22 protein-coding genes are annotated in these 23,777 nt (G+C 56.7%); 8 read left to right on the top strand and 14 right to left on the bottom strand.

Annotated features, from left to right (window positions below; genetic code table 11):
• Positions 1-157 precede the first annotated feature (157 nt).
• Entirely contained in the window at positions 158-376 is a 219-nt protein-coding gene (gene rpmE / locus IPM21_08885) for a 50S ribosomal protein L31 (GenBank protein ID MBK9164014.1), read from the bottom strand.
• Positions 377-582: 206 nt separating this feature from the next.
• Here rpmE and IPM21_08890 point away from each other — a divergent pair, with 206 nt between their 5' ends.
• Entirely contained in the window at positions 583-1,215 is a 633-nt protein-coding gene (locus IPM21_08890; GenBank protein ID MBK9164015.1) for a hypothetical protein, read from the top strand.
• A gap of 120 nt (positions 1,216-1,335) precedes the next feature.
• On the top strand, positions 1,336-1,875 hold the full coding sequence (locus IPM21_08895) for a hypothetical protein (GenBank protein MBK9164016.1): 540 nt from the start codon (positions 1,336-1,338) through the stop codon (positions 1,873-1,875).
• Positions 1,876-1,941: 66 nt separating this feature from the next.
• Here the strand turns inward: IPM21_08895 and IPM21_08900 are convergent, their stop codons facing one another.
• Both IPM21_08900 and IPM21_08905 read right to left on the bottom strand, forming a co-directional pair.
• The gene (locus IPM21_08900; protein MBK9164017.1) at positions 1,942-2,784 is read right to left on the bottom strand and encodes a hypothetical protein; all 843 of its coding nucleotides are present in this window, start codon (positions 2,782-2,784) and stop codon (positions 1,942-1,944) included.
• Positions 2,785-2,991: 207 nt separating this feature from the next.
• The gene (locus tag IPM21_08905; GenBank protein MBK9164018.1) at positions 2,992-4,152 is read right to left on the bottom strand and encodes an SAM-dependent methyltransferase; all 1,161 of its coding nucleotides are present in this window, start codon (positions 4,150-4,152) and stop codon (positions 2,992-2,994) included.
• A gap of 23 nt (positions 4,153-4,175) precedes the next feature.
• Here IPM21_08905 and IPM21_08910 point away from each other — a divergent pair, with 23 nt between their 5' ends.
• From IPM21_08910 to IPM21_08920, 3 genes are read left to right on the top strand one after another with little or no spacing between them, the layout of a single operon-like run.
• Positions 4,176-4,652, top strand: coding sequence for a hypothetical protein (locus tag IPM21_08910; protein ID MBK9164019.1), 477 nt, complete (start codon positions 4,176-4,178; stop codon positions 4,650-4,652).
• A gap of 17 nt (positions 4,653-4,669) precedes the next feature.
• Complete coding sequence (locus IPM21_08915) at positions 4,670-5,086, top strand: VOC family protein (protein MBK9164020.1); 417 nt, start codon at positions 4,670-4,672, stop codon at positions 5,084-5,086.
• A gap of 54 nt (positions 5,087-5,140) precedes the next feature.
• A complete protein-coding gene (locus tag IPM21_08920) occupies positions 5,141-6,073 on the top strand; it encodes a hypothetical protein (GenBank protein ID MBK9164021.1) in 933 nt (310 codons plus the stop codon).
• Here IPM21_08920 and IPM21_08925 read toward each other — a convergent pair.
• From IPM21_08925 to IPM21_08965, 9 genes are all read right to left on the bottom strand, one after another.
• Positions 6,063-7,361, bottom strand: coding sequence for an MFS transporter (locus tag IPM21_08925; protein MBK9164022.1), 1,299 nt, complete (start codon positions 7,359-7,361; stop codon positions 6,063-6,065). The genes IPM21_08920 and IPM21_08925 overlap by 11 nt on opposite strands.
• 116 nt (positions 7,362-7,477) lie before the next feature.
• On the bottom strand, positions 7,478-8,314 hold the full coding sequence (phnE, locus tag IPM21_08930) for a phosphonate ABC transporter, permease protein PhnE (protein ID MBK9164023.1): 837 nt from the start codon (positions 8,312-8,314) through the stop codon (positions 7,478-7,480).
• Entirely contained in the window at positions 8,278-8,979 is a 702-nt protein-coding gene (locus tag IPM21_08935) for an ATP-binding cassette domain-containing protein (GenBank protein MBK9164024.1), read from the bottom strand. The genes phnE and IPM21_08935 overlap by 37 nt, the downstream gene beginning before the upstream one ends.
• Positions 8,980-9,885 carry a phosphate/phosphite/phosphonate ABC transporter substrate-binding protein gene (locus tag IPM21_08940; GenBank protein ID MBK9164025.1) on the bottom strand — a complete coding sequence of 302 codons (906 nt, stop codon included), beginning with the start codon at positions 9,883-9,885 and terminating at the stop codon, positions 8,980-8,982.
• Positions 9,886-9,948: 63 nt separating this feature from the next.
• Positions 9,949-12,432 carry a TonB-dependent receptor plug domain-containing protein gene (locus IPM21_08945; GenBank protein ID MBK9164026.1) on the bottom strand — a complete coding sequence of 828 codons (2,484 nt, stop codon included), beginning with the start codon at positions 12,430-12,432 and terminating at the stop codon, positions 9,949-9,951.
• 176 nt (positions 12,433-12,608) lie between these two features.
• Positions 12,609-13,403, bottom strand: a complete 795-nt coding sequence (locus IPM21_08950) for an enoyl-CoA hydratase/isomerase family protein (protein ID MBK9164027.1) — start codon at positions 13,401-13,403, stop codon at positions 12,609-12,611.
• A 43-nt stretch (positions 13,404-13,446) separates the two neighbouring features.
• Positions 13,447-13,728 carry a zinc-ribbon domain containing protein gene (locus tag IPM21_08955; GenBank protein ID MBK9164028.1) on the bottom strand — a complete coding sequence of 94 codons (282 nt, stop codon included), beginning with the start codon at positions 13,726-13,728 and terminating at the stop codon, positions 13,447-13,449.
• A 70-nt stretch (positions 13,729-13,798) separates the two neighbouring features.
• Complete coding sequence (locus tag IPM21_08960; protein MBK9164029.1) at positions 13,799-14,746, bottom strand: histone deacetylase; 948 nt, start codon at positions 14,744-14,746, stop codon at positions 13,799-13,801.
• 280 nt (positions 14,747-15,026) lie between these two features.
• On the bottom strand, positions 15,027-16,199 hold the full coding sequence (locus tag IPM21_08965) for an FAD-binding oxidoreductase (GenBank protein ID MBK9164030.1): 1,173 nt from the start codon (positions 16,197-16,199) through the stop codon (positions 15,027-15,029).
• Between the two features lie 132 nt (positions 16,200-16,331).
• Between IPM21_08965 and IPM21_08970 the strand changes: the two genes are divergently transcribed.
• The gene (locus tag IPM21_08970; GenBank protein MBK9164031.1) at positions 16,332-17,108 is read left to right on the top strand and encodes a hypothetical protein; all 777 of its coding nucleotides are present in this window, start codon (positions 16,332-16,334) and stop codon (positions 17,106-17,108) included.
• Positions 17,109-17,584: 476 nt separating this feature from the next.
• A complete protein-coding gene (gene mpl / locus IPM21_08975) occupies positions 17,585-18,997 on the top strand; it encodes a UDP-N-acetylmuramate:L-alanyl-gamma-D-glutamyl-meso-diaminopimelate ligase (protein ID MBK9164032.1) in 1,413 nt (470 codons plus the stop codon).
• Here mpl and IPM21_08980 read toward each other — a convergent pair.
• Positions 18,991-21,285: a PD40 domain-containing protein gene (locus IPM21_08980; protein ID MBK9164033.1), complete on the bottom strand. Its 2,295-nt coding sequence runs from the start codon at positions 21,283-21,285 to the stop codon at positions 18,991-18,993. The two genes, mpl and IPM21_08980, sit on opposite strands and share 7 nt — an antisense overlap.
• Before the next feature lie 423 nt (positions 21,286-21,708).
• On the opposite strand from IPM21_08980, the gene IPM21_08985 reads away from it, so the two are divergent.
• Positions 21,709-22,023 carry an RNA-binding protein gene (locus IPM21_08985; GenBank protein ID MBK9164034.1) on the top strand — a complete coding sequence of 105 codons (315 nt, stop codon included), beginning with the start codon at positions 21,709-21,711 and terminating at the stop codon, positions 22,021-22,023.
• A gap of 87 nt (positions 22,024-22,110) precedes the next feature.
• Here the strand turns inward: IPM21_08985 and dacB are convergent, their stop codons facing one another.
• Positions 22,111-23,664: a D-alanyl-D-alanine carboxypeptidase/D-alanyl-D-alanine-endopeptidase gene (dacB, locus tag IPM21_08990; GenBank protein MBK9164035.1), complete on the bottom strand. Its 1,554-nt coding sequence runs from the start codon at positions 23,662-23,664 to the stop codon at positions 22,111-22,113.
• Between the last annotated feature and the right edge of the window lie 113 nt (positions 23,665-23,777).

The raw sequence follows: 23,777 nt of genomic DNA on the forward strand, positions 1-23,777 counted from the left end.
GTTGCTCCGGGCCGCAAACGAAAACGACGCCCGGTTCTTTTAAGCCTGCTTTTTGTGCGGGTTGCCACACGGAAAGCGTTCGGCGCGAACGGGCGTCGGTCAATGTTGTTCTAGTAAAGGTGTTTTCTCGGGTTCTCCAGAGCTTTACCTTCGCCTTTTAGCTCGCGGCCTGTGCCCCGCGGGCATAACGCTTGTTAAAGCGGTCAACGCGCCCGGCCGTATCTACAAGCTTCTGCTTGCCGGTAAAGAACGGGTGGCACTCCGAGCAAATTTCTATGTGGAGTTCCTCGCCCATTGTGGACCGCGTTTTGAACGAATGCCCACAGGCACACGCGACCGTGATCTCGTCGTATTTCGGATGTATTTCAGGTTTCATTACGGTTTCCTGCCTATTAGTAAAGACAAACATAAAGGATACCTGCGAATGACCTGATTTGTCAAAGAAAACCGGGCAGCGGGCGAAGAGCGGAATACGGGCGGGCAAAACCAAAAGAAAATTTGTGGAAATATTGAATCCGACGGCGATGCCGCCTCGAAGACGTTGGGGAACAATCTAAACCAATCTTTCAAGGAGGATCGATAATGAAGAGAACATTTCTTGCATTTTTTACACTTCTGTTTGCCATCTCGGCTGTGAGCGCACAGAAATCCGAAGAGGGTTTCGACCCGAACTCGACAACGAAAAACGAAGCCGTCGGTAATTTTGACGGACAAATCAATTTTCCGGCTGGGAATACCAGGGTCCGACTGAGCAACGATTTTGTACTCGCGGCCCAGTCGCTGAACATTGACGTAATGTCGTCGACGCGGATCAGGATACGCCGCGGCGTTGCAACGTTCCCGATCACCGGAGCGACGCTTGATTCCGAGACGCTTCGCGGCGAAATTCTTCACTCAAGCGGCTTGATCTTCGAAAGAGGGACGGCCGCAGTTAAGATAGAACGGTTTGCGATCGACACCACTGGTGCTCAACCGCTCTTGACCGGACTGGCATCGGCCAACGGTTCTGTTGTCGGTCGGATTCCGCTTTTTAATCTGGACCTGAGCAATGCTCAAATCTCGGTGAACGGCCCGTTCGTCTCGATCGCCGGTGTCGGTGTGACGCTTCGCTCGGAGGCGGCCGCAGCTCTTAATGCGGTATTTGAGACGGATGCATTTGTCGAAGGTTTCAATATCGGCAATGCGAACGTCGTCGGGTTCACATTCGATTTCTAATTTCGCACCGAAGATTTTGTGCAAGGCCTGGATGAAAGTCCGGGCCTTTTCTATTGCGTGCGGGTGGGGATTCAGCTATCATCCGCTTCAGGCCGGGCACCGAGCTGGCCGATACATCAAATGAAAACTTCACATCTTTTCGCCGTTCTGGCGATGCTTCTTGGGATCTCCGCTGTTGTAAATGCACAGGGCGCCCTGCCCGCAGGTTGGAAGGTCTTTACCGTTCTTGACGGCAAGGTCTCACTTGCGATGCCGGCCGAGCCCGAAATGGATACGTCCGAGGGCTATCCGATCTTTACTGCCGCTTCGACCGAAGGTGTTGTCGTCTTCACCAGACAGTCGGACGTAGCGATCAGCGAGAAGGACGCCGAGGCAGACCTGCTGATCTTCTTCCGCGGATTTCGCGACGGGATCGTCGAAGAGCTGAAAGTCGACACATCCGGCCTCTTAGACCCGACGAAGCTCAAAATGGGTCAAGAGAAGAAAATGACCTACGCCGGCTTGCCCGGTTATGACCAGTCGTTCACCGCGGGCGACGTGCGTGGCCGGTTTTGGATCGCGAACCGCGGCCGTGAGGTCTATGCAATTTTTTGCATCACGCTACCGGGTGCCGAGCGGCCGATCGACGAGATCGTTCTTCCGTCATTCAGGCTGAATTGACCGCGTCACGAGCCGAACGCGGAAAAAAGGGCGGCCCCGGAAAAGGGCAGCCCTTTTTCCCCAACGCTAGTTTGGTAGATCGGTCTGCGGGATGACGACCGCGATGTTTCCTTCGGAAACGTTAGTACCGCCGTTCGTGTTGATCGCCCCGGGTTCGCGAAACTCGCCCAAGAACGATGCTGATACATTTTCATTGAAAACGTTGTAGATCGATCCGCTGCTGATCGCGAAGGCGTAACCGTAACGCGTCACGTGGTTATTATAGATGTTGTCGCCTCGTGGCCCTTCTTCTCCGGCGTTTGGTGCGGGATTGTAGCAAATGCCAAGCAGGTTACTGCTGGCGGTTGCTCCGCCTACAATAACATTCTCAAAGATGCGGTTGCCCGTAGCGTTGCCGCCGCGGACAAAGATGCCGAGGTTGACCGACGAGATGTTGTTGCGAGAAACAAACACGCCGCGACTCTGCAATATCACGATGCCGATCTCGCTCGGACCGTTGTTTGGTGCGAGGCCGCGGCCCGAGATCTGAAGTCTGTGAACATTGACGTTCGAGGAATCTGCCACGGTCACGTTCATATTGAAACCTCCGACAATGCCGTTCTTAACTTCGACCCCGCTTGCTCCGAGGATCCTTATCCCGGTCCCCGTACCGGGACTTCCAGTGGTTACGGCGTAGCCTCTCAGGTCTAGGGTCACATCTGAAGAGCGGATCGTTATCGCATCGCCTGAACCTACTCGGAGGTCGTTGCGAAGAACGTATCTGCCGGGGCGATCGATATTTATCGCTCGGTTTCGGCCTTGCAAGCCCACCTCGAGCTCGCCAGATACTTTTTCCTGAGCAACGGCTGTCGAGAAAGAACCGTGAAGGAAGAGTACTGCAAACAAAGAACAAACCAACATTCTTGTCATTCTCATTGAAAATCTCCTTTTTTTTTTCGTCTATCGAAATTGGCGAGAGACAAAGAACCCGATCTGCATCATTAAGGCAAAGCTCCGCCCTACGTACCGGCGGTCATCCCAGGACGTTAGGTGCGATCTGATTCGGTTTTGCTTCTCGATCGAGTGATGCTGGCGTGTGACCGATTTTATTCCCTATCGGGATATTTATTGTGAGAATTAATCTAAAGTTAACGAAGCAAGTCGTTGCTCGGTTATCCCATATCGGTCCATTAGCTCGGCGGCGGCATAAGCCATTTCGGGTACACGTCCGCGTTCTTTTACGGCGACGAGCATATTGTTCTTCGGCGTGTGTTCGGTGGCGACGAACTCGAAAAGCTTTGTCGCATAGCCGCGGCTTTCAAGCAGCATCGAGCGGAGGCCGTCGGTCAGGGTTTCGGCCGTTCGCTCGAGAAGGACCGGATGCTTCAATATCTCGGCAAGTTCATCAGGCGGACGGAGCTGCTTCCGCACCTGTTGGTGACAACAAGGGGCAGCGACGATAATACTCGCCTCGGCCTCAACGCCCTGGGCAAGAGCATCGTCGGTCGCCGTATCGCAGGCGTGAAGTGCGATGACGATGTCCGGCCGGCCGATCTCGGCCCCGGCAATGTCGCCGATGCGGAACGCGAGCCCCTCAAAATCGCATGCTTTCGCGACTCCATCGCAGGTTTCCATCAGGTCAGCCCGGCGGTCGATGCCTGTTATCGATGCCGCGATGCCGCGGTTGTTGACCAGATGGTCGTAGAGTGCAAAGGTCAGGTAACCCTTGCCGCAGCCCATATCGACCGCCGATATCTCGCTTTTTCCTTTTAGGCCCGAGCGCTCGATCAGGCCGTCAACCACCTCAACGAACTTATTGATCTGCTTCCACTTATCGCGTTGGTCGGAGCGGATCTTTCCGTCTTCAGTCGAGATGCCGAGCGCTCGGAGGTACTCAGAGCCGGGGTCGACAAGGTGGTCCTTCTCGCGGTCGTGACGCTTTTGAGGAAGCGTTCGAAAGGTCGGCTTGCCTTTGTTGAGCCGGGCGTTTCGCTTGCCGATATCAAGCTGAAGGTCACTTTCAGTCGTAAAGAGGTGTGAATTTCGAAATCCCGAGCCGAGATACTTAACGAGCCGTTCGCGAGCCTCAGCGAGGTCGTAGTTCTTTACGACGTCGCGCATATCGTAGCGATACTGAAAAAGCATCCGCTCGCCCTTACGGGTCGTTATCCGGCGGAGAAATATCTTTTGCAGATGTTCGTCCGTGCCCTTATAATTCCCAAGTGTAAGCTTGACGAAGGTGCCTGCCTCGAGTGCTTCGGCAAAGGCTTCGGTAAATTCTGTTATCCTTTCGTTCACGATGGTTGAACAAATAAGTATAAATGAACGAGGCAAATTACAATATCAGCGGTGAGGACCTTGTCCGCGACCTTCTCTTGGTTCTTCGCGAGACCTTTGAAGGCTCGCCCGGCAGCGAGGGAAGCATTTACCTCGACCGCGGCGTTGGTGTGCTGACGACGCTTGGATCGGTCAACGCCGAACAAGCTTCGCAGACCTTCGAGAGCACGACCATCGCGGCCCACACCGAGCACCTGAAATTCTACGTCGATCGATTGATCGAGTTCATCGAGGGGCGGACGGCACCGGTCAATTGGGAAGACAGTTGGCTTATCGAGACGGTAAATGAAGATGAGTGGACGGCGCTTCGCTCTAGCGTTGAGAGGTCGTATCGATCGGCGGTGGAAAGACTTGCGGCGGTCGAAGAATGGAAGCCGGACCGGATCGGCGAGGCGATCGCGATCATCGCACATTCGGCATACCACTTTGGGGCGATCCGGCAGATGGCGAAACGCGTCTGACCGGCGGAAATATATTTATGGCAACGATCTTTCATCTGGCATTTCCGGTCGATGATTTAGCGGCCGCACGCGAATTTTACGGCGGCGTTCTTGGCTGCCCCGAGGGCAGGAGTTCGGAGACGTGGATCGATTTCGACCTCTACGGGCATCAGATCGTTACGCATCTTTCGCCCGCGGGCGGCGGAGTTGCGGTGCGTAATGAGGTAGATGCTGATCACGTTCCGGTGCCGCACTTTGGGATAGTTTTGCCGATGGCAGAATGGCGCGAGCTTGCCGAGCGTCTGCGGTCGAAAGGCGTCGAATTCGTCATCGAACCGAAGATCAGGTTCGAAGGCGAGGTTGGCGAGCAGGCGACGATGTTCTTTATGGACCCGAGCGGCAACGCGCTTGAGTTCAAAGGGTTCAACGACCTCTCGCAGGTCTTCGCGAAATAGTCGCGGCGGCTGTTATAGTAGTCTTTTCGGTGTTCGGATGCTCCGATAGGCGGTATGATGCTCCACACAAAGACCCTTCCGGCCGGATGGCTTGGCTTTGACCTGAATGTCCTTCGGCGGCTCAAATTTAGCTCGCTGGCAATGCCTTTCGCGGCCGATCCGTTGCTTGGCACTTATATGAAACGCCACGGCGTTCGCGTGCTTTCAAATGATGTGCTTCGCTCGGCCTGGACTCGCTCGGTCGCTGCGATTCAAAACAACAACGAACGGCTTTCCGACGAAGATCTGAACACGGTTCTCGAAGACATATATATCCCCGGTCATCGGCTTCGCAACCCGGCACTCCGCACCTGGTTTAGCGAGACGGATTCGTGGTGGTTCGACAATGCCCGGAGAAATATCGACCGGCTCGAATCGCCCTTCTCCTTCGCAATTGCCGCGAGCCTCGTTATGTCGGTCGGCGACTACGCCCGCTCGTTTAATGACGATAACGGCGATCTGCGGCAACCGCTCTCGAACGCATTCCGCCGTTTCTGGAATACGCTTCCGGCGCCCGTCAATAACGGCCAGACGAACACATGCCAAAATCAGCGGGTAAAGGAATTCATCGCCGAGAGCCGCACCGACCTACTCTTTCTTCGGCTCCCGCCGGCACGCTCTGCTTCGCGGACCGGTTATCCGGAGGATCTGATATGGAAGGAAGAATGGCTTCGCGAGGGCAGTGATTTCTGGCCGGAGCTCGACGCGATGCGGGCCGGAACGCTCGGAATGCCGGTCGAGACAAAGTCGCAATACCTTCAGCTCGTTGCCGATCTTCTTGGTACCGCGAGCCACAATCGCAAGCTGGCGGTTGCCCATGTCGAATCCGGCTTTGTCACCGCCCAGGACCTGGTCGATACGATCAACCCGATCCGCAAGGTCGAAGCCGTTTACACCAAAGACTTTTCCGAACTCACCGGCACAAAAGCAGTCATCATCACGGCTTGACGGGTTCGGCGGAACCGGTAAGCATTTCGATCTCGGGGCCGCCGGCGTTTGGCCGCGTCCGCAGAAACCAGACGATCCCCGCCGAGCCGGCAAGCAAGCCGGAGATGACCGTCAGAGTTTGCGGCGAGATGGCATAGACGGCGAGGCTCGCGAGATAGGTCGTCAGCCCGTACATCGTCAGCTCGGCACCGCGGTCGAGAGTCGAGATGCGGCCGCGAATGTAGTCCGGCAGGCTTCGCTGGAACATCGTCTCCTGCACCGCATATTCCACGCCAATTATCGCCCGCGAAATAAAGGTGAAAAAGAGCAGCAGCCAGAATGCGGGCATCAATCCGCCGATGGCGAAGAGCACGCCGTGGATGATCAGCGCCCAGCCGATGAACTGCCGGTTCGTGCCCTTGCGGTCAAAATAAACACTTGCCCGGCGGGCTAGCATCATCCCGAGAAAGAGCCCGAGCCCGGCTGCCGTCCAGAGAAGGCCGACGGCCATATCCGGATTCCACGCGTCCTTTTCGGCAAAGTAAACGCCGCCCATCCGCTCAAAGACGATGTTGATAGCACCGCCGCCGGTGGCCCAGATGACGTTGAGCAAGAGTATCGTCAACGCGAAATGATTCTTGACCGTATAGACGAGCCCCTCGCGGATCTCGCCGATGAAGGTCGTCTCGGGCCGCGTTTCCGCGGTCGCGGCTTCGCGGACGGCTTCTTCCGGGATCAGCCAGACCGTGTATGCCGAGAGGAGAAACGAGATGGCGTTGATGATGAACGATATCTCGTAGCCGAAGACAGCCGCCGCCCAGCCGCCGAGTGCCGAGCCGACCGCCATCAGCAGAAAGCGAGTCGAGAACATCAAAGCCATGCCCGCGAGCAGGCCGTCCTTGCCGGTCAGGTTCGGCGTTGCGGCATTCTTGGCTCCGTCAAAGAAACTGCTGAACGCAGATAACAGAGCAGTCGCGATATACGCGATCCAGAGATCATCGCGGCTTACGATAAAGAGCGGAAGCAAAGCGACCCCGGCACGGGCGAGGTCGGTCCAGAGCATTATCTGCCGCCGCGAGAAGCGATCAGCAAGGCCGCCGGCGATCGGGGCGAGGAGCGCCATCGGCACAAGCCGACAGACGAAGATGATCCCGGCCGCCATCGGCGAAGCATCAGACATCACACGGACAAGCCCGAGCACCGCGATAAAATTGAACCAACTGCCGAGTTCCGAGACGAACTGCCCGGCCAGCAGATGGCGAAAATCACGTTTGCCGCGGATGAGTTGTCCGTTAGTGAGCGGCTGCATAAAACGCTATATTGGAGCAACGGGGTCTAAATTTCCAATGCCTCTAATATAGACGCGAAACTGCAGCGTTTAAGGAATCAGTGAAGGGGTGAAAATGTTCGGCGAAGGCGGGTCGGCTAGGTGATCTTCTGATCGGTGCGGACGATCTTTCCGCGGAGCCACTCGCCGAAGAAGTCGAGCGTTGTGACAAGAATCAAGATGAAAAGGAGAACGGTCGCGAAGCGGTCCCATTGCCCGAATTCCTGATAGCTGTGAAGAAGGAGCCCGATGCCGCCGGCACCGACATAGCCGATGATCGCCGCCGAGCGGATGTTGTATTCAAGCATCCAGAGGGCATGGCTCATAACGAGCGGCTTGAGCTGCGGGAGCATGCCGTATTGAAACGCCTGGACGGGATTTGCACCGAGCATCTTGAGCCCGTTGGTGACGGAAGATTCGACCGATTCGAAGGCGTCGCTAAAGAACTTGCCGAGATAGCCGATGCTGTAGAAGGTCAAGCCGATAACGCCCGCGAGCGGGTTCGGCCCAACGACTGCGACGGCAACAAGTGCCCAGATGAGCGACGGCAGCGTGCGGATAACATTGAGCACCATCCGGGTGCCGATATTGAGCCACTTTGGGGCGACGGTCTGCGAACCCGCGGCGGCGAGCGGCAAGGCGACGAGGACCGCGATCACCGTCGCCATAACGGCGATCTGAATGGTCTCGCCGAGGGCGGAAAGGACCTGCGGCGTTACGGAGAGATCGGGCGGAAAGAACTGCGAGGCAAAGCGGCGAAGGTTCTCGATATAGCCGAGATCGCGGCCCGAACCGCGAAGGGCCGGAAGCGAGATCACGACGGCCACGGCAAAGAGCAGCAGCGTCGCTCGGAAGGCCGTAAAGCGTTCACGCCACGAGAGTTTTGGAGGCACGGCGGTCATGCTGCGGTATCCGCGACCCTCCTTAATTCCCATCCGTCGGGAAACTCACGGCCGAGCCGAAGCTCGAGGTCGGCATAGCGGCCGACGAACTCCGTGTCGTGCAAAATGCAGATGGCGGAGCGGCCGGCGGTCTTGCATTCGCGGCGGAGCATTGCCATCACGCGTTCGGAGAGTGCAAGGTCGAGGTTCGAGGTCGGTTCATCGGCAAAGATCACATCCGGCTCCTGAAAAAGAACGCGAGCGATCGCCGTCCGTTGCTGCTCGCCGCCGGAGATGTTGCGGACGGGCTTGTGGCAAAGATGGGCGATCTCAAGCTCTTCGAGTTTCTGAAAAGCCGCCAGCTTTTCCTCTGCCGGAAAGCCGAAAAGAGTCCGCCACCAAGGGAACTGCCCGAGCTTTCCGCAAAGCACATTGGTCAAAACGCTCAGCTCTTTCGTCAGCCGAAGGTCCTGAAAAACGATGCCCGCGGAACTAACGGCGGCGGGCCGCTCAATGCTTCCGGCGGTCGGTTCAAGCATTCCGGCGAGGGCCGAAACTAGGCTCGATTTACCAACGCCCGAAGGCCCGGTGACGGCAAGGAGTTCGCCCGGAGCGAGTTTCCAGGACATCTCGGAGAAAAGCCTTCGGCCGTCGCGGTCAAGGGTTAACCCCTTGACTCGGACGGCCGTATGGCTAGTGTTCGACGCGGTTTCCGACATTTATTTCGGAAGCGTGGCAAGAGCTTCGCGGAGCGGCTTGAGGTGGCCTTCCTGCTCGGCCTCGACCAGCTTTGACGTGAAAAGCTTGTCGCGAAGCTCGGTGTTTGTACCTTCGTTCATCGCGAGCAATGCGGCCTTGAGCTTATCGCGTTCCGGGCCGGTCAGGTTCTTGCGGATTGCGATGATGTGCGTCGGCACGTCGCCCTGCTCGGCCACTTTTTTGAGCTTCGCACGCTGCTCTTCGGTGAGGTGTTTGTTCTCATCGAGGACGTAGTAACTGACTGCCGCGGCCTCGGCCTGGCCATTCAGGACACGTTCGACCGCCGAGACGTAGCCGGTTCCGAAAAAGACATTACCCGTACCGAAGAACTCTTCCGGGTCGGCCTTCTCGGAGATGAGCCCTTTCTGGCGGAGATCCCAAAGCGGCATCACATAGCCCGAAGTGCTCGTCCGGCTGGCGAAGGCGATCGGCTTGCCTTTCAGGTCGGCAACACTCGCGTACGGTTTTTCTTTTAGCGAAAGCCAGTAGCTTTTGTAGGTCGTCTTGCCGTTGATCTCGCCGACGAGTAGAAGCTCGGCGTCCTTGGCGTTGATCAGGTCGGTGCCGCTCAGGTAGCCGAGGTCGATGGTGCCGTTCGAGAAGCCCTCGTTAATCACGGCGGCCGAGAGCGGGATGATGACCTCGACCGGCCGGCCGAGTTTTTCCGAGAGGAACTTCGCCGCCGCATCGCGTTCGGCGATCATTTGGTCCGGGTTCTTGTCCGGCTTGAGCGCGACGACGAGCTTCTGACCGGTTGCCGCATTGCTGTTTGCCGTGTTCGAGGGCGACTGTGTCGAGCCGCCGCATCCGATCGAGGCCGCGGCAATTGCGGCCGCCGCGAAAAATAGCAGGATCTTTGTAAACATAATATTTTTCAAATCTAGCATTTTAGGAAAGCCGATTTCCATCGAGTGGATCCTGTTTGCCCGTTAGAACGTGACGTTAATGCCGGCCTGCACGAGCCGCGGCATCGACGGGAGAATGCCGCGTGTGCGGTCAACGATGAGCGTTTTGTCGCCGAGGTTTTTCGCCGTTACGAAGAACGTCGTTTTCCATCGCTCGACCTTGTAGTTGGCGGTAGCGTTCCAATAGGTTTGCGAACCAATCGGGCCGATCTGGCCGTTGGCCGTCGGTGCGAAAGCATTAAGGTCATCGCCGAACTGGCGGCTGACGTAAACGTTCTCGATGAATGCATGAAAACCTTTGGCGTGCGAATAGCCGAGGCTGGTTGTTGCCGTTGTTTCCGGTGTGTAGGGAAGCCGGTTGCCGGTGATCGAACACCGCGTCAGGCTGATTCGTTGCGATGCCGGGCAGAACGAATTCAGGATGCCGGAGTTGGTTATCGAGCTAAGCCGCGTGCCGCGAAACTCTGAGACCGGCAGCCAAGTAAGCGCCGTTCGAATAAATATGTTATGACGCGAAGCGAAGAATGCGTCGGTATCGAGCCTACCGCTGAACTCCATGCCCTGCTGGAGCGTCTCGCCGCCGTTGGTCAGTGCAGCGCCGATGCCGCCCGCAATGCTCGCCGGAACGATCTGATTCTGGTAATCGAGGCGGAAGAAAGTGCCCTCAAGCCGAAGCCCGCGGATCGGATTGGTGCGAATTCCGGCCTCGTAGTTCCAACTCCGCTCGGGGTCGAGCTCAACAACGCCGCCCGAGTTCGAGATGATGTCCTCGGCCCGAGGCGGCGAGAATCCGCGATGAACGCCGGCAAAGATGGTCGTCCGCGGGAGGCCCGAATAGGCGAAGCCGATACCGGGAATGATCTCTTCGACCGTCGTCCGGCCTTCGGAGATCGGGTTCGTCAGCAGGTTCCGCCGCTCGATCTCGATCCGCTCGAAGCGAACGCCAGGCGTCACTGAAAACTTGCCGAAGACGAAACGGTTCTGAACAAAAGCGGACGAGGCAAAGTTGCGGCGGATGTTGATCTCCGAGGGAACGCCCGCACGGTTATTCGGTGTGTCGCCATTGAGCTGGCGGCGGTTCTGCTCTTCCCAGTGGAGCCGGCCGCCGATCTGAAGCTCACCGCGGAAGCCCTTCCCGGAGCTGTATTGATAGGTCAGCTGCGGGGCGACGCCGTAAGTATCGAATTTGCGAAGCCGGCCCTCGTTGCCGCAGGTCGTGTTCAGGTCGGCCATCGAAAGGCAGTCGGGGTCGACGTTTAGCCGATTCGGCCGCTGGCCGGAGTTCGAGGATTGCCGCCACCAGTGACGGCGGAAAACATTGTAATAGGCGTTCGTCGTAAGCGTTACAGCCGCTGAAAGCACGGCCGAGTGTGAAAGCGAAGTTCCAAAGCGGTCGCCGTAGAAAAAGTCGTTGCGGAAGGGGTTCTGCCGCGGGTTGGCGGCATATTCTGCCTCGGTCAGGCCCGAATAGGTGACGTTCGAATCTTCGCCGTAGTGACTGAATTTGAACGTCAGCGCATTGCGGTCGTTGATCGTCTGGACGATCTTGACGGAGGTGTCATCGAGGCGGGAATTGATATTCTCGCGTGCCCCGTCGCCCTGCCTTCGGGCGTAATTGGCGAAAATGCCGGTGCTCTTGATCGTCCCGCTGCCGAAGACGCTCCCATTGAAATAATTGCGGTTGCCGCCCAATAATTTAAGGCCGAAGCTCGGCTTTTCGGTCGGGTTCGGCGTGATGTAGTTGATCACACCGGCGATGGTCTGCGGGCCGTAAACGATCTGGCTTGAACCTTTGAGTACCTCGACCTCGGCGTAACGTTCGATCGGCGGATGGTAATAAGAAGAGCTGTCGCCATATGGTGCGTAGGCGAGCGGCAGCCCGTCCTCAAGCAAGAGCACCTTGGTCGAGCGGGTCGGATTGGTTCCGCGGATGCCGATGTTTGGTCGCAGGCCAAAGCCCTCTTCATCGCGGACGTGGACGCCGGCGATCTTACGCAAAGCCTCTGAAAAATCAAAAACGCGAGCGGACTCGAGCGTTCGGCGGTCGAGCCGTTCCACCGCGCCCGGGACTTCATCGAGGCTCGCGGCCGTTCCAGCGAGATACGTTGACGAGACCATCACCTCGGCCGCGACCGGCTGAGGATAGAGCACTATCTCGATCCCGGACTCGGCCGGAAGTTCGATTCGCCGCTCGGTCCGGGCAAAGCCTTCGGCAGAAACCACGATGACCGCCTGGCCGCGAATACCGGTGAAAGAAAAGCGGCCATCGGTGCCCGTGACCGCGTTTACCCGAGTGCTTCCTGCAGAGTTGGTTGCCGAGACAAGGGCTCCGGCGATCGGCGAGCCGTTCGCGTCAGCAACGCGCATCGAATCGGCATTTGCCGTTGACTGCCCGAAAGCAGCTGCTGCAAGCGAGACGACGATGAGTGTGACAGTGAGCAAACGGGCCGTGAGACTCCTGAGCTTGGAGTCGGGACTAGGATAAAGATCGTTTGATATCGTATTCATGTAAATATCTATTGAAAATGAGTTTCAATTGCAAGAAGGATATTTTATGGCTCGGCCGGTGTCAAATCGCGAGAGGAAATTATGCCGCCAGCTATCCGAATGAACCCAAAACAAAAGAAAAAAGCCAGGCAATTACCCGGCTTTAAATTATGAGATTTCAGTAAGTTATAAAGAGTTTAGTGTCCCGTGAAGTGCGGCGGCCGCTTTTCGAAAAACGCGGTGACCCCTTCGCGGAAGTCGGCGGACTGGCCCGATTCGAGCTGGCATTCCGCTTCGAGCGAGAGTTGTTGGAAGAGGCTGTTTGAGAAAGTCGCGTTCATCATCCGTTTGATGCGTCCGAGAGAACCGGTCGGGCCGGCGGCGAGCTTTGCCCCGAATTCCTGGGTCTGCTGGACGAGTTCGGCGGCCGGGACGAGCCGATTGACCATGCCGAGCTGGGCTGCCCGTTCGGCTGAGAGAGAATCGCCGGTCATGAAAAGCTCGGTCGCGATCTTTTCGCCAACTGCCCGCGGGAGAAAGAACGTACCGCCGCAATCCGGCGAAAGCCCGATGCGGACAAATGCCTGGCGAAAGGCGGCGTCATCAGCGGCAAAGACGATATCGCAGGCAAGTGCGAGATTGACTCCCGCTCCGGCGCAAACTCCATTGACTGCGGCAACGAATGGCACGGGTGTATTGCGGATCAGCTTGATCAGCTCATGCAGTGTCTTCAGCGGGGCATCGAGAAATGCTTCAATGCGGCCCTCGGCCTGCCCGACCTGCTGCATCTCGCGGAGGTCGCCGCCGGCACAGAACGAGCGGCCCTCGCCGGTCAAAACGATGCACCGCGCGCCCTCGTTGGACGCCTGGATTATCGCGGCCTGAAGATCGCGTCCGAGTCCCGAAGAAAGAGCGTTAAGTGCATCGGGACGGTTCAATTTGATGGTGGCAACGTGGCCGTTCAATTCGTAGATAACGTTTTCAAAGCTCATAAGGATCGGGTATCACCTCTTCTGGGTTAGATTGGATCAAGCTTCAGGCAAAGCGTGCCCGCGAGCGGCTAGCCTCGTGGCACTCGCGGCAGAGAACTGTCCGGCCAACCTTCGGCTGAAACGGCACCCGGTCGTGCTTGCCGCAGTTGTCGCAGACTATTTCATACCGCTTTGGAGCGTCCTCGCTGGCGGCGGCCTTTTTTGACCGGCAGCGTGCGCATCGCTGAGGCGACATCAAATTCCGCTGGTAAAAGATCTCCTGTTCCTTTTCGGTGAAAAGAAAGGTCTCTTTACATTGGACGCAAATCGTTTCAACATCCGGCATAAAAGTCACTGCTCCGGGAAAATCTCTCTGGGATTGAGGAATACTATCACACATCGATTCGCGGCGTTAATCAATTAGGCCGGGAAAGTGTTGCGACGTGCTCGCGGACGGTCGGCCCGAGCGTTTCAAGGTTGTAGCCGCCCTCAAGGCAGGAGACGAGGCGGCCGCCGCAGGCCTCATCTGCCCACTCCATCATCGTCCGCGTCATCGCCGAAAAATCCGGATCCTCAAGCTGAAGCTGGCCGAGCGGGTCGGTGCGATGCCCGTCAAAACCGGCGGAGAGAAAGATCAGATCGGGCTTCATCTTTGAAGCGATCTCGCCGATCGCCGCGTCAAAGCCGGACCTCTGGTCCATGGCCTTTGTGAATGCCTTGACCGGAACGTTTAAGGTGGAGCCGAGGCCCTTGCCGTGGCCGGTTTCGCCGCGGGCACCGGTTCCGGGATACCACGGATATTGATGCATCGAGAAAAAGAAGACGGTCGGGTCGGTATAGAAGATGCCCTGAGTTCCATTGCCGTGGTGCACGTCCCAATCGACGATAGCAACACGGTCGATCTCCTTATAGCGATTTTGCGCATAGCGGGCGGCGACGGCGACGTTGTTGAAGATGCAAAAGCCCATCGCATGCTCGGCGGTCGCATGGTGGCCGGGCGGGCGAACAGCGACAAATGCATTCCGAGCCTCGCCCTGCATTACAGCATCGACCGCGGCGATGGCTCCGCCCGTTGCAAAGAGCGAGGCGTCAAAGGATTGCATCGAGATGGTCGTATCGGCATCGAGCCGTTCGAGCCCATTTGCGAACGCTCCCTCGACCCGCTTGAAATGCTCTTTCGAGTGAGCCGCCTGGATCAAGCCCTGCGACGCCTTTTCGGGCGTGATCTCCTTGAGGGAATTCCAAAGATTCTCGCTTGCCTGCAAAGCATCGACGACGACGCGGTAGCGCTCCGGCATTTCCGGATGGCCGGGGCCGGTGTCGTGCTTTTCATAAATGGGGTGATGAACGATCGCCGTTGTCATAGGGATACTTTACCGTAGTGGGGAAGAGAAGGGGAGAAGGGGAGAGCGGGTGAAAAGGTGAAAACGTGCAAAGGTGAAAAAGTGGAAGTACAAGAATGGGAGTATAGGAGAGAAGGAGAAAAGGAGAAAAGGAGAAAAGGAGAAAAGGAGAAGGGCGGACGCGGGGAAGAGGAGACGCGGGGACACGGAGATGTCGTGACGATGCCCGATTCGCGCATTGCGTTCGGTCATTTAAACTTTTTCACCTTTTCACTCTTTCACTTTTTCACCTTCACACTCGCTAGATGAAAGCTGTTTCGTGGAGCAGTTCGCCGCGGGCGAAGCGAGCGAGCGAGAGCATCGAGACATCGAGGAAGCTCGCCTTGCCATCCAGGATTATCTCGGCAAGGGCACGGCCGGTCGCGGGCGAATGCATGACGCCGTGGCCCGAAAAGCCATTGGCGAAATAGAGCCCATCGACCTCGCAGCCGCCGAGGATGGCGTGGTGGTCGGGCGTATTCTCGTAGAGCCCGACGCGGCACTTTTCGCGGACGACCTCGGTCTCATAGAGCCACGGAGCCCGGTGGCGGGCACGCTCGCGGATCTTTTCGACGAACGCATCGTCGAGTTCGCGGCTGAAGGAAGGCTGCTCGTTTGGGTCGGGATAGGCGAACATCAGTTCGTGTTCGGAGTTCTTTGCAGGCCGGAAGTGAAATCCCGTGCCGAGGTCGATCACCATCGGAAGCCCGGGCGGAAGCGGCTCGGCCGATCGTGCCCAGACGATCTGCCGGCGGAGCGGTTCCACCGGGAGCGAGATGCCGGCGGTGGCGGCAAGTTCGGCGGCCCAGGCACCTGTACAAACAACGACGCGGCCGCAATCGATCCGTCCCGCTTCGGTTTCGACCCCCGTGACGCGGCCGTTATTGGTGAGAATGTTTAGAACACGCGCGCCTGTTTCGAGCCTTGCACAGAGGGCGAGGGCACGCTCGGTAAAGCCGCGCATGACGGCGGGCGGGTCGATGAAGCCATCCTGCCGGCCAAAGCTCCCGCCGAGAATGTCGGAGCAGTTCATTCCCGGGATCATCTCGCGGATCGCTTCCGGCCCGACGGTCTCAACGCCCTTAACACCGAGCCGACGCTGAAGCTCGACGTTTCGCTTGAGATAATCGAAATGCTTGGGCTCGGTGGCAAAAAAGAGATAGCCGCGGGGCTCATAGCCGCAGTCGTGGTCCCAATTCTCGAAAAAATCGATTGAGTAAACGGACATTCGGATGTTGATCTCCGTCTCAAACTGCGCCCGAACGCCGCCCGTCGCCGCACCGGTGGAACCGCGGCCCTGATCCGCCTCGCGTTCGAGGATCAGCACATCCTTCGCCCCGCGTTCGGCAAGGTGATATGCCACACTCACCCCAACAACGCCGCCGCCGATTATGATCGTTTCCGCCGATGATGAATTGATTGCTTGTCTATTCATTTGGCCTATTAGGTCTAAGCAAATTCTGTAGTCAACGCATCCGTCCCTTTGATATAATTACAGCTCGAGGCGGGCTCTCCGTCTTTTATTTCATCTCGCTCAAATCAAATCTACCACTCCGAGTTAAAAAAAATGAACCAGTCACTTTACGAGTTCTCGCAGTCTGTTATTGAGCAGCTAGGCCATTATGTTTACGTTCTTCGCGATCCCTTCCAGGACAACAAGGTATTCTATATTGGGAAAGGAACTGGCAACCGCGTCTTCTCGCATGTGACAGATTCGCTCAAAACCGCAGCGGTTTCAGATAAGTTGGACCGGATTCGGGCGATACACGAAAAGGGAGAAGAGGTGCTGCTGCAGATAATTCGCCATGGATTGACTGAGAAAGAAGCGTTCGAGGTCGAGGCGGCTCTGATAGATTTTGAAGAGATCGGTAGCCTATCCAATTTGGTAAAGGGGCATCATTCGGATGAACGTGGCGTGATGCACGTCCGCGATATAAAGGCTCGCTACGCGTCTGAACCCGCCGAGATCACGGTACCATCGATTCTGATCATCTTGAATCGGGCATATCGGCCCGGAATGCAGGAAGAAGCTTTATATGAGTTTACCCGCGGCCGCTGGAAATTAGGATCGAGGCGTGAAAAAGCGAAATATGCGTTCGCAGTGTATCGTGGTTTGATCAGACAGGTGTACCGGATTGTTAAATGGTACCCGGTTCAGGGACCGTTGTCTGAGGTCAGGCTCGCGTGGATGGAAGAGAATAACATCACGTTTCACGGAAAAGATCGCCAGCGTTGGGAGTTCGAAGGTACTGTTGCCGGAGAATTGCAGGATTTGATCGGAAAGTCCGTTGCACACTACCAGAAAAAGGGCCAGCAAACGCCATTTCAGTATCTCAATTGCTAACGTTTTGAAGGTGGTCATTCGGTCATATGTGCCTACGTTTTTTTGATAGACTGATAGGATGAATTTCTGCGATCTTTATTCGCTCTCGCTACATCGGCTTATTGCGGAAAAGCTCCGGGATGATCCAGATACAGTGATCGGAATTGCTCGTGGGAATCTCCGACGATGGCTTTCAAGTGAGGCGTTTTCTGAGGGGGCAGGAAGACGGGCCCTTCTTGAATGGGTAGAAATCCTCGACACTCGCACGTACGACGAGATCATAGCGATTCTTACCGAGGAAACTGACGAAGGACAGAGATTGCGGTCGTCAACTCCGTTCCCAGGAATACTTACAAAACAGGAGCGAGATGTTATTTGGAAAAAGTGTGCTGAGATCGTACCTGTTTAGGTCTCGCAGAGAATTGTAGGTCAAAGAGAAGCGATAATTTCCAATGCGTTTCTCTTTGCACCTAGTAAACGCTTTAAATCGACAGTAAATGCACTACCACCTAATTGGAATTTGCGGGACGGCGATGGCTTCGCTGGCGGGGATGCTGCAGGCGGGCGGGCATCGGGTTACGGGTTCGGACCAGAATGTTTACCCGCCGATGTCAACACAGCTTGAGGCCCTCGGCATCGAGATATTGAACGGATACCGGGCGGAGAATGCTGATATCGGTGCGGACTGCGTCGTGGTCGGCAATGCTATATCGCGGGGCAATCCGGAGCTTGAAGAGGTGCTCAACCGCAAGCTCGTCTATCGCTCGCAGGCGGAGATCGTCAAGGAGCTTTTCATCCGCGGGCGGCGTTCGCTGGTGGTCGCCGGGACGCACGGCAAGACGACCACGACGAGCATCGCGACCTGGGTCGCAGAGGTCGGCGGGCTCGACCCGAGCTTTCTGGTCGGCGGCGTGGTGCAAAATTTCGGTGCGAGCTTTCGCGTCACGGACAGCGATTTTTTCGTCATCGAGGGCGATGAATACGACACGGCATACTTCGACAAGAAACCGAAGTTCATGCATTACCTGCCCGAGATCGCCATCGTCAACAATATCGAATTTGACCACGCCGATATCTACCGCGACCTGCAGGAGATCAAGTTTCAATTCTCGCGGCTGATGAACCTTGTGCCCGGAAATGGCAGGCTGATCTGCGGCATCGATTCGCCCGTCGTAAGGGAAGTTCTCGATGAGATGCACGGGCGGCTCTTTACGCAGATAGAGACCTTTGGGCTTTCGGACGATGCGAAATGGCAAGCACGTTATATCGACTTTGCGGGTGATGTGACGCGTTTCACCGTATTCAAAGAGGGCCACAGTTGGGGCGAATTTGAGACGCATCTGATCGGCGAGTTCAACGTGCGGAACTGCCTCGCGGTGATCATTGCCGCCGATGCCTGGGGTATTTCAAAAGAGAAAATTCAGGAGGCTCTCGACACATTCAAGTCCGTCAAACGCCGAATGGAGGTCCGCGGAACGGTCGCGGGAGTTACGGTCATCGACGACTTTGCCCATCACCCGACGGCGGTCGAAGAAACGCTCAAGGCACTGCGGATGAAATACGACGGCCGACGGCTGATCGCCGTATTCGAGCCGCGTTCGTGGTCGTCGCGGCTGGCGGTTTTTCAGGAGCCTTATACGAAGGCGTTCTCGTACGCCGATCACATTATCATCGCCAGTGTTTACAACACCTCAAAGGCGAGTGAGCTCGGCAAGGTGCTCGATGTCGATGAACTCGTCAAGGACATCGAACTTCAGGGCAAGTCCGCGTTCGCATTCCCGGACGCCGATGCGATCGTCGAACATCTGACGCCCGAAATGAAGTCCGGCGACGTCATCGCCGTAATGTCCAACGGCGGCTTCGGCGGAATCCATGAAAAGCTACTAGGGATACTGCAACGCCGTCAGTAACCCTTGACCCAAAGCGGTGTGCCGTCTTCCCATTTGTTGTGGGTTAGTCGGATTCGTTTACCATCGCTTAGTCGTAAGGCAACGATCTCGCCGTAGAGCTGCGGATGAAATCCTGTGCTCTGCACGAGCGGCTCTTCGTCGGCAATGCCGAAATCCTCCGTCGTGTATATCACCCAATTCCCATCCGGCGAGAAATGAGCGTGTGCATTTTGGCCTTTAGATGTCGTTAGCTTCCGCGGCGGCGTCCAGTTTCCATCCGGTTGGAGCTCGATCAGGAAAATGTCCATCGCCTTTCGAGATGCGTAAGGAGCCCCCTCGCGGTCTGATGAAAACGCGATCTTCGTGCCGTCGGCCGAAATCGTCGGGAAGTTGTCCTTGTGAGCATCGTTCGTCAGATTGCGAACCTGCCCATTCTCAGAAAGATATATGTCGAAATGGCCACTCCGGGAACTGCGGAAAACGGTCTTCTTACCATCGGTCGTGAAGTCGCCAAAGCCATCATTCATTCCGGATGAGACCGGCCTTTCGAGCTGCCTCGATTCAAGGTTGTAGCTCCAGATCGAGCCTTTATCCGGTTCGGAGCCAAAAAAGAGCCCGGTCGTGAAGGTCAAGCTTCGGCCATCAGCCATCATTCGGGTGTCCAGCACGCTGGCAAATGCCGGATGTGTCCAATAATCGACGCCGAAATCGAAAAGCTTTTCGAGCCGATCCTCGCGGTAGTTATAAGCAAAAAACTCAGCGCCGGTATTCATGAAGAACGGCGTAAAGATGGCGATGTAAAGTGCCGCCGCCGCTCCAAGGCCCGTTGCCAGGGCTGATAGCCTGCTCAACCGGCTGCGAGGATCGCCTGCAGAGTTCCGGGTTCGTCCCTGCCTAAAAAAGAAAAGAGCGAGTAGCAGAAGCAGCAAACCGAGCACACCCATTACGGACGCGACCTTCACGATCGACCCGGGCGAATTGACGGCAACGAGGAAGAACGCCCCGACGACCGAAAAGAGAATCGCGAGAACGCCGATGACGTAAACAATGTACTTCCAAAAGGCGACGGATCTTCGATCCCAAAACATGAACACCACCCCGGCGAGGGCAAGGACTGCCATAAAAACCGGAAATGCGGCCAGAGCGAATAGCCAATAAGTGAACGGCATGCCGTCCACCGAATTTGCCGAAAAGTACAGCACCGGTTTCGCCGGGTCGGGCGAGGCGACGAACGCTCGCCGAACGCCGTAAAGTCCGACCGGAAGTCCTTCAATGTTGGTTTGAAGCGGCGAGTTCTTTAGAAGCACATCGCCGCGGATGCCGCCTTTGTTATTGCCTCGCTCCGGTATCGGCCCGCCGTAGAAGGCGATGAGGCCGTTCGGATGCGTTTCGGGACCGATGAGGTGAATCTCGCGTCGAATCCAGTCATCGATCCGTCCGGTCGCTGGGTCGAGTTGCTTCGGGCCGATCTCCATCGTCCCATCTACCGCTTCGGTCCAACTAAAGAAAAGTATGTTGCCGTTAGGGAGCAATTGCGGAGACGCGGCGTTCACGCCTTCCGGCGAAATGGGTTCTTGCCCCCGTCCATCAGCGGCCATCTTGAATATTCGCTCGTGGCCCGTCCTGTTACTGTAAAAGTAGATGGTTTGTCCGTCGGGCGTCCACTCTGGGCTGCCGTCCCATCCGACCGAATCGGTCAGCCGCTTTAGGTCGCCGCCAGAGCTGTTCATCAGCCAGATGTCGCCCGTTCGCCGGCGTGCAAAGGGAAACTGAGAATGCTCTTTTATCGGATGGCCGCGGTCGCTTGAAAAGGCAATAAAGGAACCATCGGGCGAGAACGCAGGCCTGAAGTCGCCGCCAGGATGGTCCGTCAGGTTGCGGGCCGCTGCAAGCGATATCTCGCCGGCCGGGTTGAATGGTGCGAGGAATATCTCGGCGTCGCCAAGATGTGTAGAGACGAAGGCGATCCATTTGCCGTCCGGCGAAACGACCGCCTGATCTTGCATCGAATCAGTTCTGAGGAGTTGCCGCTCAGGCGAACTCCCATCGGCAGGCTTGATGAAAAGATTCGGTTTTCCTGTCCGCTCCGATGTGAAAATGATCCAGCGTCCGTCCGGGGTGATCGAAGGGCCATAGTCAAGCCCGGCATCGTCCGTAAACGCGGCGATCGTTTGCCCGCCATCGCGGGAGACATAAATATCGGTGCTGTTGAACCGGTAGGCGTTGTAGAAGATCCGATCGGGAGCTTGTGCGTTGAAAGCCGACACACAAAGTATGACGATCACAATGAAACCGAAAGCATTACGCATAGTCTGATCTCCAATTTGGATTTACTGAGAAAAATACACTTCACCTCGGCCGAAAAATTCCGGAGGTGTGCGGATCGGGTTCGATCAAACTGCGGGTTCGTGGACGTGAACTGACAGCATGATACACGAGATGTCCGATCGAGCAAACTGAAGTGAATCGGCCGAAAAAGAAAATCCTTGCGGAAATACTCTAAAACCGATATTCTTCATCTGTTTTTGCTCTCGTTTTGTGTCTTGGCAGATACGTCCGTCCGGTCAGTTTAGAAGCGACGCTTTTCGGTTCGGTTTTGAGAGTTTGGTAATTGCAAATTTGAAGCTTCTGAAACTTTCGGCACGGGTGCGTCGCTGCCTTGAGTCGGCCGCCGAATATCGGCCAGCTCGCCTTGCCCGGCTTTTCTGCTTCTCGGATACTTTTCTAGGAAAATGGGTACAAAACTTTACGTCGGAAACCTTTCTTTTAACATTACGAGCGACGATCTTCAGGATCATTTTGCGGCTGCCGGTGAGGTAGCATCTGCGAACGTCATAACCGACCGCGACACAGGCCGCTCGCGTGGATTTGGCTTTGTCGAAATGGCGACGGAGGACGGGGCGACGAACGCGATCGCTCAATTCAACGGCACTGATTATGACGGCCGCAACCTGGTCGTCAGCGAGGCACGCCCGCGTGAAGATCACGGCGGTGGTGGTGGCAGAAATCGCGGCGGCCGTGGGAATTTTGGCGGCGGCGGTTATTGATCGGCCGAACGCTTGAATTAACGAAGAAAGAGACGCAAGGTGAGCGCAGATGCTCGCCCAGCGTCTCTTTTCGCTTTCCGGAAGGCCTTAATAGATGACGCGGCCGTTAAAGTTTACGAGCATCATCACAAGTTCATCGATCAAAGCGACCCGCGTCCGCGTTTCGGGAATGCCGTTGACGAGTGCCGAGAAGATCACCTCTTCGCCGGCGGCGGTCGTTAGATATCCCGAGAGTGCCGAGACCTGATTGATGGTGCCGGTCTTTCCGCGGACGTTGCCCTCGCCACGTGTTCCCTTAAAGCGGTTGCGGAGCGTGCCATCGACACCGCCGATGGTCAGGCTGTCTCGCCAGGCCTGGGCGAACCGGCTCCGCTTGCCCATGTAATCGTAAATAGCGATGACCGCATCCGGCGAGACTATATTGTGGCGCGAGAGCCCGCTTCCGTCGTATTGGACAAAGCTGTCCTCCGCCGCACCGGCCTGCTTCATAAAGTCGCGGACGACCATTATCCCGAGCTCGCTGCTTGTACGGTTCTGGTTGCCGTTCGGCTGCGGCATCTTTCGGCCGACCTCTTCACCGAGCGTCCAGAGCAAAGTTTCGGTGTACATATTCTGGCTCGGTTTCATCGTCATGGCCGCGATCACAGAAAGCGGTGGCGACTCGACCTTTGCAAGCTCGAACGTAATATCGGTCGGCATCCGAGCCTTGTCGTTCATCGCATACGTGCGGCCGGTCACCTCGACGCCTTTCTCCAACAGTCTCTGCTTGAGCAATGAGACGAACATCTCCGCCGGACGCGAGACGGCGACGTTACCGGAATATCCCGCATTTCCAACGGGCAGTTCGCCGCTGATCTCGATGATGTTCTGGTCGAGCTTTTTGTGGATGCGAAGCGTCCGCGGCGACCCCGCCGGTGCCGTAATGCAGGTATTGACGACCCGCACGATCATATTGACCGGCGTCAATTGTGCGCTGCATGAGTAACCGACCGGGCCGGGTTTTACGCTCAACGCGACCGCATTGTCATTGACCGGCAGGGCCGAGACCTCGGCACCGTAATAGAACTGGAGGTCGTCCCATTCCCATCCGGTCGGGAGCGGGCTTCCGCTAAAGTATGTCTCGTCGCCGATGATGTCGCCTTCGATCTTCTTTACGCCGGCGGCGATGATCGCATCGGCGACGCGGTCAATCCCCTTGAAGTAGTCGCCGTTGTTTGATGTGTAAGAAAGCGACACGTCACCGCGGCCGAATACCCGGAGCGGCCCTGCAATGGTGCCATCCCGGACGGCTTCGCGTGAATAAATGGAGGTGACGAAGCGGAAATCCGGCGTCAGCTTTTCGAGGGCTGTCGCGACCGTGAAATTCTTCATGTTCGAGGCCGGCATAAAGTACTTCTCCGAATTGTGCTCAAAGATCACCCGTCCATCTTTTGCCGAAACGGCCTTGAATCCGATCTGCCCGCGACGATATTCCGGCCGCGAAAGCACGGTTTGGATCGAGCTTTCAAGGTCCGCAAGTTCGGCCGACCTTGTCGGAGCCGACGAGACGGTCTTGGTGACCGGGGTTTGCCCGACGCCCGTCGAGATCGCCAGAAAAAGAACTGCCGGGAAAAGGATATTTCGGAATCTTCGCGGTTTCATCATCTCGGTCTATATTAACCCACACAGATTTAGCGAACCAATTCAGCACTCTTTCTGCCGCAAAAAAGGATTGAGCATTTGCAGATCAAGTGCTATTGTCTTGGGAGTTAACG

Source organism: Acidobacteriota bacterium (assembly GCA_016716435.1).
Taxonomy (GTDB): domain Bacteria; phylum Acidobacteriota; class Blastocatellia; order Pyrinomonadales; family Pyrinomonadaceae; genus OLB17.